Below are 14,064 nucleotides of genomic sequence, written 5' to 3' on the forward strand. Positions count from 1 at the left end.
TGGTGCCGGCCAGGATGATCAGGTCGGCCCAGCTGATGCGGTTGCCGTATTTCTTCTTGATCGGCCAGAGCAGGCGGCGCGCCTTGTCGAGATTGGCGTTGTCGGGCCAGGAATTCAGCGGCGCGAAACGCTGGTTGCCGGTGCCGCCGCCGCCGCGGCCGTCGGCCATGCGATACGAGCCTGCGGCATGCCAGGCCATGCGGATCATCAGGCCGCCGTAATGGCCCCAGTCGGCCGGCCACCAGTCCTGGCTGTCGGTCATCAGCGCCTTCAGATCAGCCTTCAGGGCGGCGACGTCCAGCTTGCGCAGCTCCTCGCGATAGTCGAAGTCGGGGCCGAGCGGATCGGTCTTGGCGTCGTGCTGGTGAAGGATGTCGAGGTTCAGCGCGTTGGGCCACCAGTTGGTGACGGTAGTGCCTGCCGCCGTGATCCCACCGTGCATTACGGGGCATTTGCCAGTCATGGTGCCAGTCATGGACGTCTCTCCTGTCTTCGTTTTCCCACCGGCCGGCTGAGGAGCGGGCTGGACGGCGACCACGTTACGCCCGGCCTGTTTCAGGGGGAAATTGATTATTCTAGTATTTATGATCGGTTTTACCGATCATAAGGCCGGGCCGGCGCTTACCCCGCAGGTCATTGCCGGGCTTACCGCGCGGGCCTAGCGTGCAGGCATGAACGACATGTCCCGAATGCATGGCGGTTTTCCCGGCCTGCTGAAGCACTGGCGCGGCCTGCGCCGGCTGAGCCAGCTTGGTCTCGCCACCGAGGCCGGCATCTCGGCGCGGCATCTGTGTTTCCTCGAAACCGGGCGTTCGGCGCCCAGCCGCGAGATGGTGGTGCTGCTGGCGCGTGTGCTGGGCCTGCCGCTGGCCGAGCAGAATGCTCTGCTGGTGGCCGCCGGCTTCGCGCCGCTGTATGCCGCGCGCGACCTCGGTGCGCCCGAACTGGCGCCGGCGCGCCAGGCGCTCGACATCATGCTGGCGCATCAGGAGCCGTATCCGGCCCTGGTGCTGGACGAAAGCTGGGGCGTGCGGCTGCGCAACACCGCCGCCGCGCGGCTGTTCGGCGCGCTGCGGCCGCTCTACGACATGCCGCAGGAACTGGCCGTCAACGCGCTGCATTCGCTGTGCCATCCCGGCGGCATGCGGCGCTTCATGATCGGCGGCGAGGATTTCATCGCATCCTTCCTGCAGATGCTGCAGCGCGAGGCCAACCAGGGCCTGAACGCGGCAGCGGCGAAGCTGCGCGCCGACCTGCTGGCCTATCCGGGCATCCCCGAGCTGATCGGTGCCGAAGACGCGGCGGCGGAAGCCGGCGCGGGGCCGATGGCGGTGCTGCGCCTGAAAGTCGGCGTGAACGAGATCGCCTTTTTCGTCACGCTCACGCAGTTCGCCATGCCGCGCGACGTGACACTGCAGCAGGTGAAGATCGAATTCTTCTTTCCCGCCGACGATGCCACGACGCAATGGGCGCAGCGCCTGGCCGCCGATCCACAGCGCTCGGTGTTCGACTGAGACGCTTACATCGCGCGTAATTGCCGGCGCGATGTCGAAAGGGGCAGGGTGGCGCATCGCCAACCAGGGGAAGTCCCATGCGCCACAATCCGATGCCTGCGCTGCGCGCGCTGAATGCCAAGTTCATCCACAATTTCGTCACCTGTGACGTGAAGGCACACAGCGCCATCATCCACGAACGCTTCGTCTGCATCATGCCCGACGGACGTCCGATGGGGCGGAAAGAGTATCTCGAATACTGGGCGACGGGATTCGATCCGAACGTGATCGTCTACTGGGATTATCGCGACGAGCAGATCAGCATCTTCGGCGACACCGCGCTGGTGCGCTCGGTGACCAAATACGTGCGTATCCGGGACGGCCAGGAGGTGACCGGCATGACCGCCTATACCGATACCTACTTCCTCGATGGCGGCTTGTGGACCTGCGTGCAGGCGCAGATGACGCCGCTGCAGCCGGCCTATTACCCACCCGACGACACCATCGTGCGGCAGTATCGGCACGGTAAGCTGGTGAGCGAGACGACGCGCGGCGCGGCCTGAAGGCTCTCTCCCGGGAGGGAGCGGGGCCGGAATGTTGCGTTCACACCGGGCGTTGCGTTCATGCTGGGCGTTGCCGGGATGTCCCTTCCCCCCGGCGGTAGTGACGGCTACGCTGTCATGGTCTACCCTGATGACCACCCAGCCCGGCCCCGTTTCTCCCAGGGATTCCCCGCATGATCACCGTCCATCACCTGAACAATTCCCGGTCCCAGCGTGTGCTCTGGCTGCTGGAGGAGCTGGGCCTGCCCTATACGGTGAAGCGCTACGAGCGCGACCCGGCCACCATGCGCGCGCCGGCCGAATTGCAGAAGGTGCACCCGCTCGGCAAGTCGCCAGTGATCGAGGATAACGGCCATGTCTATGCCGAGACGGGCGCGATCATCGAATACCTGCTCGATACCTACGACGCGGCGCATCGCCTGTCGCCGCCGCGCAGCACGGCGGCACGCGGCGCCTATACCTATTGGCTGCATTACGCCGAAGGCTCGGCCATGCCGCTGCTGCTGCTGAAGCTCGTGTTCCTGCGCATGCCCAAGGGCGTGCCGGCTTTGCTGCGGCCGCTGGTGGGCAAGATCGCCGCCAAGGCGCAGCAGACCGTGACCGACCCGCAGCTGAAAACCCATCTCGAATACTGCGCCGATGCGCTGAAAAAAGGCGGCGGCTGGTTCGCCGGCGGGGATTTTTCGGCCGCCGACATCATGATGAGCTTCCCGCTGGAGGCGGCCGCCAGCCGCATCGGCCTCGACCGGCCGGAATACAAGCCGATCCAGGATTTCCTCGCCCGCATCCATGCCCGTCCGGCCTATCACCGCGCGCTGGAGCAGGGCGGGCCGTATGAATTGCTGAAATAGGACGAAGCGCTGAAACGATGAAGCTGCCCGGCCCCGATCATCCGATCGCCATCACGCCCTTTGCCGGCCGCGTGCGGGTGACGTTCAGCGGGCAGGTGGTGGCCGAGACGACGCGCGCGCTGCGTCTGCAGGAGGCCAGCTATCCGCCGGTCTTCTACATTCCGCGCGAAGATGCCGCGATGGCGCTCTATCGCCGCAGCGAGCACGTCACCCATTGTCCCTATAAGGGCGATGCCAGCTATTACACGCTCGATGCCGGCGGCCAGCAGTCGGCCAATGCGGTGTGGAGCTACGAGCAGCCCTATCCGGCGATGACCCAGATCGCCGGCCATCTGGCCTTTTATCCCGACCGCGTGGACGCTATCCAGGCCACGGAATCCTAACCTGGCCCCTTGCCGCGAATCGGCGGCAGGGCGTAGCTCTGAGCGGTGACAAATCCGTCCTCCCTCGCTGCGGCCGAAGCCGCTTTGCACAAGATATTCGGCTTCGAGCGTTTCCGCGCCGGCCAGGCCGAAATCGTGCAGGCCTTGCTGGCCGACGAGGATGTGCTGGCGGTGATGCCGACCGGCAGCGGCAAGTCGCTGTGCTACCAGCTGCCCGCCATCCTGCGCGGCGGGCTGACCGTGGTGGTCTCGCCGCTGATCGCGCTGATGCGCGACCAGGTCCGGCAGTTGCAGGGCTTCGGCATCAATGCCGGCAGCCTGAATTCGGCCATGGACGAGGCCGAACGCCAGCGCGTGATGGGCGGCCTGCGCGACGGCAGCCTGCGGCTGCTGTATGTCGCGCCCGAACGGCTGGTGCGCGACGATACCGTGGCGTTGCTCAGGAATGCCGGCGCGTCTCTGCTGGCCATCGACGAGGCCCATTGCGTGTCGCAATGGGGCCATGATTTCCGCCCGGAATACCTGGCGCTGGGCGGCATTCGCGCCGAACTTGGCCATATCCCGACGATCGCGCTGACCGCCACCGCCGATGCGCCGACGCGGGCCGACATCGTGGCCAAGCTGTTCGGCGACGGGTCAGAGCCTGGGCGGCGGCCCCGCGAATTCATCCGCAGCTTCGACCGCCCCAACCTGCATCTGATGATGCAGCCGAAATCGAGCGCGAAGAAACAGATCGGCGATTTCATCGCCGCCAGACGGGGCCTGAGCGGCATCGTCTATTGCGCCTCGCGCAAACGCACCGAGGAGCTGGCCGCCGGCTTGCAGGCCATGGGGCATGACGCCATTGCCTATCATGCCGGCATGGAACCGCGCGCCCGCGATGCCGCGCAGGACCGATTCCTGGCCGAGGATGGCGTGGTGATGGTGGCGACGGTTGCCTTCGGTATGGGCATCGACAAGCCCGATGTGCGTTACGTTTGCCATGCCGACCTGCCGCGCAACGTGGAAGCCTATTACCAGGAGATCGGCCGCGCCGGCCGCGACGGCCTGCCGGCCGAGACGCTCACCCTCTATGGCCTGGACGACATGCGCCTGCGCCGGGTCCAGATCGAGGAAGGCGAAACCTCCGATGAGCGCAAGCGCATCGAACGCCAGCGTTTCAACGCCCTGATTGCGCTCTGTGAAAGCCCACGCTGTCGCCGGCAGACGCTGCTGGCTTATTTCGGCGAGGAGAGCCAGCCCTGCGGCAACTGCGACCTGTGCCAGGACGGGGTGGCGCGCTTCGATGGCACGGTAGAGGCGCAGAAGGCGATGTCGGCCATCGCCCGCACCGGCCAGCGTTTCGGCACCGAGCATATCGTGCAGATTCTGCTGGGCAACACGACGGATGCCATCCTGCGCCACGAGCATGACCGGCTGCCTACCTTCGGCGTGGGCAGGGATCGCGATGCCCATGCCTGGCGGTCGATCCTGCGCCAGATCTATGGCGCCGGCCTGATCGACCTGGATATCGCCGGCTTCGGCGGCTGGTTCATCACCGATGCCGGCCGCGCCGTGCTGAAAGGCCAGCAGCGGGTGGAGCTGCGCAGCGAAAGCCTGCAATCGGGCAAACGCAATGCTGCGAAATCGAAGTCGGCGGCGGCCGAAATCGCGCTGTCAGGCCCTGACCAGGTGCTGCTGGCGGCGCTGAAAGACCTGCGCCGGCGTTATGCCAGCGAATTGCAGCAGCCGGCCTATGTGATCTTCTCCGACCGCACACTGATCGAACTGGCCATGAAACGCCCGCGCACGCTCTGGCGCATGAGCGACATCCACGGCATCGGTCAGGCCAAGCTGGAGCGTTTCGGCCAGGCTTTCCTCGATGTGGTGCTGGCCCACGACGATCCCGCGAGCGAAGCGGCGGATTAGCCCGCGACGATGGCGGCGATCTCGGCGGCGGTGACGTTCGCCTGCCGGATCGGCAGCAGCGGCCAGACGTGAATCATGCCGGGTTGTTCCACGTAATGCAGATTCACGCCTTCGCGCGCGGCGCGGTCGCGCAACTCGCGGCAATCGGGCAGCAGGATGTCGCGCGTGCCGATGAACAGGCTGATGCGACCCAGACCCTGCAGCGGCCCGTTGATCGGGCTGATGCGGGGATCTGACGGATCGTCGCCGGCGGCCCAAAGCCTGGCGGCTTCCAGCGCGCCGGGCACTGCCAGCCAAGGATCGAAGGGCTGCACGGCGGGAATGCCGGGATTGCGCGCGGTGACCTCCAGCCATGGCGAGATCAGCACGATGTCGCGCGGTTGCGGCAGGTTTTGCGCGGCCAGCGTCTGCGCCAGCGCTAGCGCCAGCCCGCCACCGGCACTGTCGCCCGACAGCACCAGGTTCTCCGGCGCGGTTTCGGTCGCCAGCCGGCGATAAACCTCGGTGACAAAGGGAAAGGCTTCGCGCCAGTTGCCTTCCGGCGCCAGCGGATAGATCGGGATGGTGACGCTGCAGCCGGTGGCGGCGGCGATGCCGGCAAGAAATTTCCAGTGATGCGCGGTCAGGCCCGAAACATAGGCGCCGCCATGCAGGTGCGTGAGCCGCACGGCCGAGCGGTGGCCCCTGGGCGACAGGGTGTAGACGCGGCGGCCAAGGATATCGTCGCGCTGTATGGCGAAGTCGCGCGCGATGGCGGCCGGCGGTTCATGGCTGAAACCGCGGCGTTCCTTCGCGATCTCGCGATGCAGGTTCTCGGCCGAACGGAATTTGCGCGTGCGCCCGGTGAAGCGCAGATAGGCGATGACCAACGGCAGCGGCAGGGTCGCCATGTCAGGCCGCGATCTCGCAGATCACCGGGGTATGGTCGGATGCTTTTTCGCGGCCGCGCGGTTCGCGGTCGATCTCGCAAGCCACCAGCCGGTCGGCCAGTTGCGGCGAGAGCAGGAAATGGTCGATGCGCAGGCCGTTATTCTTCGGCCAGCAGCCGGCCTGGTAATCCCAGAAGCTGTAATCCACCGTGCGCGGATGCAGGGCGCGCCAGGCTTCCGTCAGGCCCAGGTTGAGCAGGCGGCGCCAGGCCTTGCGGCTGTCGGGCGCACAGAGCGCATCCTCGGCGAAGCCGATGGGATCGAACACGTCCACATCGGTTGGGCAGATGTTGAAATCACCGGCCATCAGGAAGGGCGTTTCGGCCGCCAGCAGAGCAGCGGCGCGCTGGCGCAGGCGCTCCATCCAGCGCAGTTTGTAGTCGTATTTTTCGCCCGGACGCGGATTGCCGTTGGGCAGGTAGAGGCCGCAGATCGTGATGCCGGCGATGTCGGCCTCGATGTAGCGCGCCTGTTCGTCGGCATCCTCGCCATCGAGGCGGATGCGCACGGCGTCGGGTTTGGTAAGGCTCAGCAGCGCGACGCCGTTATAGCTTTTCTGGCCATGGGTATGGACCTGATACCCCAGACTCTCGAATTCCAGGCGCGGAAAGTCGGCGTCCTGGCATTTGATTTCCTGCAGCAGCAGCACGTCGGGCTTGGCCGTCCGCGTCCAGTCGGTGGCGTTGGCCAGACGGGCCTTGATCGAATTGACGTTCCAGGTGGCGATTCTCATGACCGCAGCTTAGCCGATTGTCAGGCTTTTGCGACCGCGTCCAGCAGGTCGGCGGTCTTCACCACGGTGCAATATTCGCCATCGAGGTTGGCCAGCGACATGGCATGCACCTCCTCGGCGCTGCGCAGCACGCCGCGCCAGTCCCGCCGCGCGAAGGCAAAGCAGCCATCCTCGGCCAGCAGCGTGCGGAATCCGAGGTTGCCGGCCATCCGGACCGTGGCCTCCACCGAATTGTTGGTCACGACACCGACGACGACCAGGGTGTCGATCCCGGCCTGGCGCAACTGGTTTTCCAGCCCGGTGCCGATGAAGGCGCTGTTGGTGCGTTTGGGGATTACGGTTTCGCCGGCCAGAGGCGTCACGATGGGCTTGAAATCGTTGCCGGGCTGGCCCGGCCGGTAGGCGGAGTCGGGCAGGACGGAATCGTGCCGGACATGAAAGATCGGCCGGCTGGTTTTGCGCCATGCCGCCAGCAGGGCGGCGACCTTGTCTTCAGCGTCGGGGTTGTTCCGCGGGCCCTCGGCGGCGTGATAGGGCGCGTCGATGGCCAACTGCAGGTCGATCACCAGCAGGGCCGCGTTCGACGGCAGGGTTATGCCGTGCCTGGAAATGTCAGACCGAGAAGGAATTGCCGCAGCCGCAGCTCTGCTGGGCCATCGGATTGGCGATGCGGAAGCCGGCGCCGGAAAGGTCTTCCACGAAATCGACTTCCGAGCCGCGCAGGTAATCCAGCGACACGGTATCCACCAGCAGGCGGGCACCGTCGCGTTCGATCACCATGTCGTCGGCGGTGGGGGCATCGTCGAGGCTGAAGCTGTACTGGAAACCCGAGCAGCCGCCGCCCGAGACGCTGATGCGCAGCGCCAGCGCCGGATTGCCCTCCGATTCGGCCACCTTGCGGATGCGGCGGGCGGCCGAGGCGCTCAAGGTCACCACGGAATCCGCCGTTGCGGCCGGAAGAGGGGCCGTCTGGGGGGCGGTCTGGACTGTCGCGTCGCTCATCGGAGGTTTACACTCGGTTTACCAATAATTTGCCACATTGCATGAGCAATTTAGGGACCCGGGCGCGGAAGTCAATTTCGCCCGGTATTATGGCATTGGCGCAGTCTTGGGGCCGGCTATTTGGGCGCGTTGCGGCCGGAAGGGGCAGCCGGTAGTGTCCGCCCCGATTTTTGGCCCCGTTTTGGGATTTACAGAAAAGCCTTCCGCAATGAACGTTTTCGCCGATTTCCGCCGCGCCATCATGGCCGCCGTGCACAGCCTGTCCGAGCAGGGCGTGCTGGCGGGAGAACTGCCGCTGTCTGCCATCGCGGTCGAGCCGCCGCGCGATCCCGCCCATGGCGACCTGGCGACCAACGTGGCCATGGTGCTGGGCAAGCCGGCCGGCATGGCGCCGCGCGCGCTGGCCGAGAAGCTGAAACCCCTGCTGGAAGCCCATCCGGCCGTCACCGCCGTCGAGATCGCCGGCCCGGGCTTCATCAACCTGCGCCTCAAGCCCGAACACTGGCAGCAGCAGGTGGCGGTGATCCTGCGCGCCGGCAAGGCCTATGGCGACAGCGATATCGGCCAGGGCGAGCCGGTGAACGTGGAATACGTGTCGGCCAATCCGACCGGCCCGATGCATGTGGGCCATTGCCGGGGCGCCGTGTTCGGCGACGCGCTGGCGGCCCTGCTGGACAAGGCCGGCTTCCAGGTGGCACGCGAATACTACATCAACGATGCCGGCGCCCAGGTGGACGTGCTGGCCCGTTCGGCGCATCTGCGCTACCGCGAGGCCTTGGGCGAAAGCATCACGATCCCCGAGGGCCTGTATCCGGGCGACTACCTCAAGCCGCTGGGCGCGGCGCTGGCACAGAAATACGGCGATAAATACAAGGCCGCGCCGGATGCCGACTGGCTGCAGCTTTTCCGCAAGGAAGCGACCGAGGCGATGATGGACATGATCCGCGACGACCTCGCGGCGCTGAGCATCCATCATGCCGTGTTCACCTCGGAAAAGGCGCTGCATGACAGCGGCGCGGTGCAGGGCGCCTTCGACCGCCTGAAGCAGCGCGGCCTGATCTATACCGGCGTGCTGGAACCGCCCAAGGGCAAGACGCCGGACGATTACGAGGCACGGCCGCAGGAATTGTTCAAGGCCAGCGAATTCGGCGACGAGACCGACCGTCCGCTGAAGAAGTCGGACGGGTCCTGGACCTATTTCGGCGCCGACATCGCCTATCACGACGACAAGTACCGGCGCGGCTTCAAGCAGATGATCGACGTCTGGGGCGCCGACCATGGCGGCTATGTGAAGCGCATGAAGGCCGCCGTGAAGGCGATGTCGAACGGCGAGGCGGAACTGGACGTCAAGCTGGTGCAGATGGTGAACCTGCTGGATGGCGGCCAGCCGGTGAAAATGTCCAAGCGCGCCGGCACTTTCGTGACCCTGCGCGACGTGGTGGATGAAGTGGGCAAGGATGTCGTGCGCTTCATCATGCTAACGCGCAAAAACGATGCGCAGCTGGATTTCGACTTCAAGAAAGTGACCGAACAGTCGAAGGACAATCCGGTTTTCTATGTGCAGTATGCCCATGCGCGCATCTGTTCGGTGCTGCGCAATGCGGTGTCGGAAGTGCCGGATATCGACACCGAGGATGGCGCGCTGGCGCAGGCCGACATGACGAAACTGTCGCATCCGTCCGAACTGGCGCTGGTCAAGCTGCTGGCCGGCTGGCCGCGGCTGGTGGAATCCGCTGCCGAGGCGCACGAGCCGCATCGTGTGGCGTTTTACCTGCAGGATGTGGCGGCCGCCTTCCATGGCCTGTGGAATGTGGGCCGCGACGATACCAGCGTGCGTTTTCTGATTCCCGAAGACCTGCCCCTGACGCGGGCGCGGCTGGCCATGCTGCGTGCCGTGGCCCTGGTGATCGCGTCGGGATTGTCGGTGATGGGCGTGACGCCTGTCGAAGAGATGAGGTGAGAGTATGAGCGACCTGCGCAGCGACCGGGGCTCGCGTCCCGTCCTGAGCGAGCCGGACCAGGCTCCGGCCAGCCCGAAGAAGATCATCACCGCGGCCATCGCGCTGGGTGCCGTGGCGGCGTTCGGCATCGGCATCTGGTTCGCCTATGACCAGGGCGTGAAGCGCGGCGCGTCGGGCGCGCCGCCGCTGATCCGTGCCGATCAAAGCCCCGCGAAGGTCGCACCGGAGAATCCCGGCGGCATGCAGGTGCCGAACCAGGACAAGCAGATCTACGAGCGCCTGGGCGGCAACCAGCAGGCGGCGACGCCCGGCACCGAGAAGTTGTTGCCGCCGCCGGAGCGGCCCAGCGCCGCCCCGACGCAGCCCGGCGCGCAGACCAATGCCGTGACCGTGCCGAACCGTCCGGCGCCGGCCACCGTGCCCGGCCAGTCGCCGAGCGCGCCCACTGGCCTGCCGAACCGTACCGACGCGCCGAGCCCGTCGGCCGTGACGACGCCGGCGCCTTCGCAGCCGGTGGCGCCGAAGGCCGAAGAGAAGCCCGCCGCGACGCCGGCCACACGCGCGCCGGCGCAGACGGCAACGGCTCCGGCGGCTGCCCCCAGCGTGACCGCCACGCCGGGCGGCAGCGCCAAGGTCCAGCTTGCCTCGCTGAAGGACCAGGCGGCGGCAACGTCGACGTGGAACCAGCTGCAGAAGAAATTCCCCGACATCCTCGGTGGCCTGACGCCGTCGTATGAACGGGTGGACATCGCCGGCAAGGGCACTTTCGTGCGCCTGCAGGCCGGGCCGCTAAAGGACCGCGCCGCGGCGCAGAATGTCTGCCAGCAGCTGGCGGCAAAGAACCAGGGCTGCATCGTTGTCGGCCGCTGACCTGTCCCATATCGACTGGGCGGCCTATGCGCCCGTCGTGGTGGGCTGCGCCGGGCAGCAGCTGACGGCGGAGGAGCGCGTGCTGTTCGGCGTGCGCAAGCCGCTGGGCCTGATCCTGTTCGCGCGCAACATCGACAACCCGGCACAGGTGCGGGCACTGATCGCCGATTTCCGGGGTGTGGTCGGCAATCCGCTGGCGCCCGTGCTGATCGACCAGGAAGGCGGCCGCGTGGCACGGCTGAAGCCGCCGCACTGGCCGAAGTTTCCGGCCGGGGTGGTGTTCGGCCAGCTGTACCGCCGCGACCGCCAGGCGGGCGAGGAGGCGGCCTATCTGAATTACCGCGCCATCGGCGCCGAACTGGCGGCCCTTGGCATCGACGTGGATTGCGCGCCGGTGGCCGACTTACCCGTGGAAGGCGCTCACGACGTGATCGGCGACCGTGCCTATGGCCGCGACGCAGAAACCGTGATCGCCATTTCGCGTGCCGTGATGCGGGGCCTGAGCGATGCCGGCGTGCTGCCGGTGATCAAGCACATTCCCGGCCATGGCCGCTCGCATACCGACAGCCACCTGGACCTGCCGGTGGTGGATACCGACCGCGCCACGCTGGAACGCAGTGACTTCGCGCCCTACGTTGCCTTGCGGGATGCTCCCTGGGCGATGACGGCGCATATCGTTTATACCGCGCTGGATGCCGCCTTGCCGGCCACGCTGTCGCCCAAGGTGATCGCCGAGGTGATCCGCAGCCAGATCGGCTTCGACGGCGTGCTGATTTCCGACGATCTGACCATGAAGGCCCTGAAGGGCACGCCGGCCGAGACTGGCGTGGCCTCGCTGAAGGCCGGCTGCGACCTGGTGCTGCATTGCTCGGGCGACCTGCCCGAGATGCAGGCGCTGTTCGCCGCCCTGCCGGCGATGACGGAGGCCGCCGCGCGGCGCGTGGCGCAGGCCCGCGCCGGACTGCCGGCCCAAGCGCGGCCATTCAGCGAAACCGACCGGGCGCGCCTGGCCGAACTGCTTCTGCCCGTTGCCGCATGATGGGGGACATCGCCGGCTTCATTTTCGCCGCCTCGACCTGGGTGCTGCCGGCCCTGCTGGCGATCACCCTGCACGAGGCCGCCCATGGCTGGGTGGCCTGGAAGATGGGCGACGACACCGCCATGCGGCTGGGGCGGGTGAGTTTCAACCCGCTGCGGCATGTGGATCCCATGGGCACCGTGGTGGTGCCGGGACTGCTGCTGCTGTTCAAGGCGCCGTTCCTGTTCGGCTGGGCCAAGCCGGTGCCGGTGGACTTCTGGAAGCTGCCGTCGCCGCGCCGCGACATGGCCATCGTGGCCATCGCCGGACCGGGGGTGAACCTGGCCCAGGCCTATGCCGCCATGCTGCTGTTCCACCTGCTGCCGCTGTTCGGCGGGCTGGCCGATACGTGGATTGCCGCCAATCTTGAAAATGCCATCGCTATCAATCTGATACTCTGTGTTTTTAACATGATACCTCTGCCGCCGCTGGATGGCGGCCGGGTAGCGGTGGGCTGGCTGCCCCTGCCGCTGGCACGGCCCTTGGCCCGGCTGGAGCCCTATGGCATGGTCATCCTCCTGATTCTGCTGCTGGTCGTTCCGCTGGCGGCCCGCGAATTCGGCGCCGACTGGAATCCGCTTTTTGAGCTGATCACCCCGGTTGTCGCCGGCCTGCGGGACATCCTGCTTGAGTTGTCAGGGCATAGCGGCTAACACCGCGAGCCGATTTGAAATTTTGGCCAACCTGGATTTGAGGCCCGTGACCGAAGCCACTGACACTCCCGTTGCCCCCGCCGCCGAGGCTTTCGAGCCGGCGCATCGCGACGGCTTGGCCGAGGGAGGCGAGGGCGTCCGCGTCGGCGAGCAGTTCGTTCTCAGTCTCGAGGTGTTCGAGGGGCCGCTCGACGTGCTGCTGGCGCTGGCGCGCGAGCAGAAGGTGGATCTGCGCAAAATCTCGATCCTGGCGCTGGCCGAACAGTACCTGGCCTTCATCGCCGAACTGCGCAAGGTGCGCATCGAGATCGCCGCCGACTACCTGGTGATGGCCGCCTGGCTGGCCTACCTGAAATCGCGCCTGCTGGTGCCCGAGCCGGAGAAGGAGGGCGAGCCCTCCGGTGCCGACATGGCGGCGCGCCTGGCGCTGCAGTTGCAGAAGCTGGAAGCCATGCGCCGCGTGGCCGACCAGCTGATGAACCGCAACCAGGTCGGCCTTGCCATGTTCCTGCGTGGCAAGCCGGAAGGCGTGCGGGTGATCCGCAAGTCGGTCTACAACGCCACGCTCTACGAGCTGCTCAAGGCCTATGCCGAGTTCCGCGCGTCCAAGGGTTCGTCGGAAGTGCTGACCATGAAGATGGCGCGCCGCCGCATCGTGTCGGTGGAAGAGGCGCTGGCACGGCTGCGCAACATGATCGGCCAGATTCCCGACTGGGCGACGCTGCAGTCCTTCCTGCCGATCGAGATGGACGACCCGTTCACGGTGAAATCGGCATTGGCCTCCACGTTCAATGCCAGCCTCGAAATGGCCAAGCAGGGTCTGATCGAGCTGAAGCAGGTGCAGACCTTCGGTCCCATCTATATCCGCCGCGGCCAGGGCAACATGCCGGCCGAGGCCGTTACCAATCCGGAAGAGTAAGACGTCATGCAGTCCAACGACGCGTTGCCGGTCGGCGAAGACCGGCTGGAGGATGAAATCGAAATCGCCGCCGCCCCGGAGGATGCCGAGGAGGAGGATTGCGAGAGTCTTGCCTCTGCCGCCGCACCCAAGCGCGACGCGGATGACGACGATGACGATTCGGACGACGAGTCCGATGACGATGATGACGACGACTTCGACGACGACGATGATGATGATTCGGACGACGAAGATTCGGACGACAATGACGATGATTCCGATGAGTATGACGAGTCCGATGACGACGATGATGATTCGGACGATGATGACGAGTCCGACGAAGACGACGACGATGACGGCGACGAAGAGGAGACGGCCGAGGCCGTAGCCGAGGCGCCGCCCGCCAAGCCAAAGCGCAGCCGCAAGGCCGCGGCAGCCGAGGATGGCGAAGAGGCCGAGGACGATGCCGGCCCGGCGCTGACCGACGAGGAACGCGAGGCCGCCTTTGCCGCCGCAATCCGTATGGCCGAGGCTTTGCTGTTCGCCGCCGCGGAGCCGCTGGACGAAGCCACCCTTCGCAAGCGCCTGCCGAAAGGCACCCGCGTGCCGGCTGTGTTGGCGGCCCTGGAAGACCAGTATCGCCCGCGCGGCGTGAACCTGAAGAAGGTGGCCGGCCGCTGGGCCTTCATGACCGCGCCCGACCTGCAGCACATGCTGGAGGAACACCGCCAGGTGCAGCGCA

16 protein-coding genes are annotated in these 14,064 nt (G+C 66.4%); 11 read left to right on the forward strand and 5 right to left on the reverse strand.

The features are described from left to right. On the reverse strand, window positions 1-475 hold a 475-nt coding region (locus ACK4FJ_RS19905), incomplete at its 3' end, for a peroxidase family protein (RefSeq protein WP_409768635.1). 205 nt (window positions 476-680) lie between these two features. Here ACK4FJ_RS19905 and ACK4FJ_RS19910 point away from each other — a divergent pair. The 5 genes from ACK4FJ_RS19910 to recQ all read left to right on the forward strand — a co-directional run bounded on the left by ACK4FJ_RS19910 (window position 681) and on the right by recQ (window position 5,198). Then, window positions 681-1,514, forward strand: coding sequence for a helix-turn-helix domain-containing protein (locus ACK4FJ_RS19910; protein WP_409768638.1), 834 nt, complete (start codon window positions 681-683; stop codon window positions 1,512-1,514). 77 nt (window positions 1,515-1,591) lie between these two features. After that, the gene (locus ACK4FJ_RS19915; protein ID WP_409768641.1) at window positions 1,592-2,056 is read left to right on the forward strand and encodes a nuclear transport factor 2 family protein; all 465 of its coding nucleotides are present in this window, start codon (window positions 1,592-1,594) and stop codon (window positions 2,054-2,056) included. Window positions 2,057-2,229: 173 nt separating this feature from the next. Beyond that, window positions 2,230-2,907: a glutathione S-transferase family protein gene (locus ACK4FJ_RS19920; RefSeq protein WP_409768644.1), complete on the forward strand. Its 678-nt coding sequence runs from the start codon at window positions 2,230-2,232 to the stop codon at window positions 2,905-2,907. A gap of 17 nt (window positions 2,908-2,924) precedes the next feature. Further along, window positions 2,925-3,290, forward strand: coding sequence for a DUF427 domain-containing protein (locus tag ACK4FJ_RS19925; protein ID WP_409768647.1), 366 nt, complete (start codon window positions 2,925-2,927; stop codon window positions 3,288-3,290). 45 nt (window positions 3,291-3,335) lie between these two features. Beyond that, entirely contained in the window at window positions 3,336-5,198 is a 1,863-nt protein-coding gene (recQ, locus tag ACK4FJ_RS19930) for a DNA helicase RecQ (protein WP_409768650.1), read from the forward strand. Here recQ and ACK4FJ_RS19935 read toward each other — a convergent pair. From ACK4FJ_RS19935 to erpA, 4 genes are read right to left on the reverse strand one after another with little or no spacing between them, the layout of a single operon-like run. Next, a complete protein-coding gene (locus tag ACK4FJ_RS19935; protein WP_409768653.1) occupies window positions 5,195-6,088 on the reverse strand; it encodes an alpha/beta hydrolase fold domain-containing protein in 894 nt (297 codons plus the stop codon). The two genes, recQ and ACK4FJ_RS19935, sit on opposite strands and share 4 nt — an antisense overlap. Window position 6,089: 1 nt before the next feature. After that, window positions 6,090-6,860 carry an exodeoxyribonuclease III gene (gene xth / locus ACK4FJ_RS19940; protein ID WP_409768656.1) on the reverse strand — a complete coding sequence of 257 codons (771 nt, stop codon included), beginning with the start codon at window positions 6,858-6,860 and terminating at the stop codon, window positions 6,090-6,092. A 20-nt stretch (window positions 6,861-6,880) separates the two neighbouring features. Continuing rightward, window positions 6,881-7,426 (reverse strand): cysteine hydrolase family protein, encoded by a 546-nt coding sequence (locus ACK4FJ_RS19945; protein ID WP_409768659.1) that lies wholly within the window; start codon window positions 7,424-7,426, stop codon window positions 6,881-6,883. Window positions 7,427-7,472: 46 nt separating this feature from the next. Next, window positions 7,473-7,796 (reverse strand): iron-sulfur cluster insertion protein ErpA, encoded by a 324-nt coding sequence (gene erpA, locus ACK4FJ_RS19950; RefSeq protein WP_409768662.1) that lies wholly within the window; start codon window positions 7,794-7,796, stop codon window positions 7,473-7,475. 274 nt (window positions 7,797-8,070) lie between these two features. Here erpA and argS point away from each other — a divergent pair, with 274 nt between their 5' ends. The 6 genes from argS to ACK4FJ_RS19980 all read left to right on the forward strand — a co-directional run. Then, window positions 8,071-9,822, forward strand: a complete 1,752-nt coding sequence (argS, locus tag ACK4FJ_RS19955; RefSeq protein ID WP_409768665.1) for an arginine--tRNA ligase — start codon at window positions 8,071-8,073, stop codon at window positions 9,820-9,822. Window positions 9,823-9,826: 4 nt separating this feature from the next. After that, a complete protein-coding gene (locus ACK4FJ_RS19960; RefSeq protein WP_409768668.1) occupies window positions 9,827-10,693 on the forward strand; it encodes an SPOR domain-containing protein in 867 nt (288 codons plus the stop codon). Beyond that, a complete protein-coding gene (nagZ, locus tag ACK4FJ_RS19965) occupies window positions 10,680-11,732 on the forward strand; it encodes a beta-N-acetylhexosaminidase (RefSeq protein WP_409768671.1) in 1,053 nt (350 codons plus the stop codon). Before ACK4FJ_RS19960 ends, nagZ begins: the two co-directional genes overlap by 14 nt. Next, the gene (locus tag ACK4FJ_RS19970) at window positions 11,729-12,424 is read left to right on the forward strand and encodes a site-2 protease family protein (protein ID WP_409768674.1); all 696 of its coding nucleotides are present in this window, start codon (window positions 11,729-11,731) and stop codon (window positions 12,422-12,424) included. Before nagZ ends, ACK4FJ_RS19970 begins: the two co-directional genes overlap by 4 nt. Window positions 12,425-12,470: 46 nt before the next feature. Next, window positions 12,471-13,343 carry a segregation and condensation protein A gene (locus tag ACK4FJ_RS19975; RefSeq protein WP_409768677.1) on the forward strand — a complete coding sequence of 291 codons (873 nt, stop codon included), beginning with the start codon at window positions 12,471-12,473 and terminating at the stop codon, window positions 13,341-13,343. 6 nt (window positions 13,344-13,349) lie between these two features. Further along, window positions 13,350-14,064 (forward strand): SMC-Scp complex subunit ScpB (locus ACK4FJ_RS19980; RefSeq protein ID WP_409768680.1); only part of this gene is annotated, 715 nt, incomplete at its 3' end.

Origin of the sequence: Ferrovibrio sp. (genome assembly GCF_046297595.1) — a bacterium.
In the GTDB taxonomy this organism is placed as follows: domain Bacteria; phylum Pseudomonadota; class Alphaproteobacteria; order Ferrovibrionales; family Ferrovibrionaceae; genus Ferrovibrio.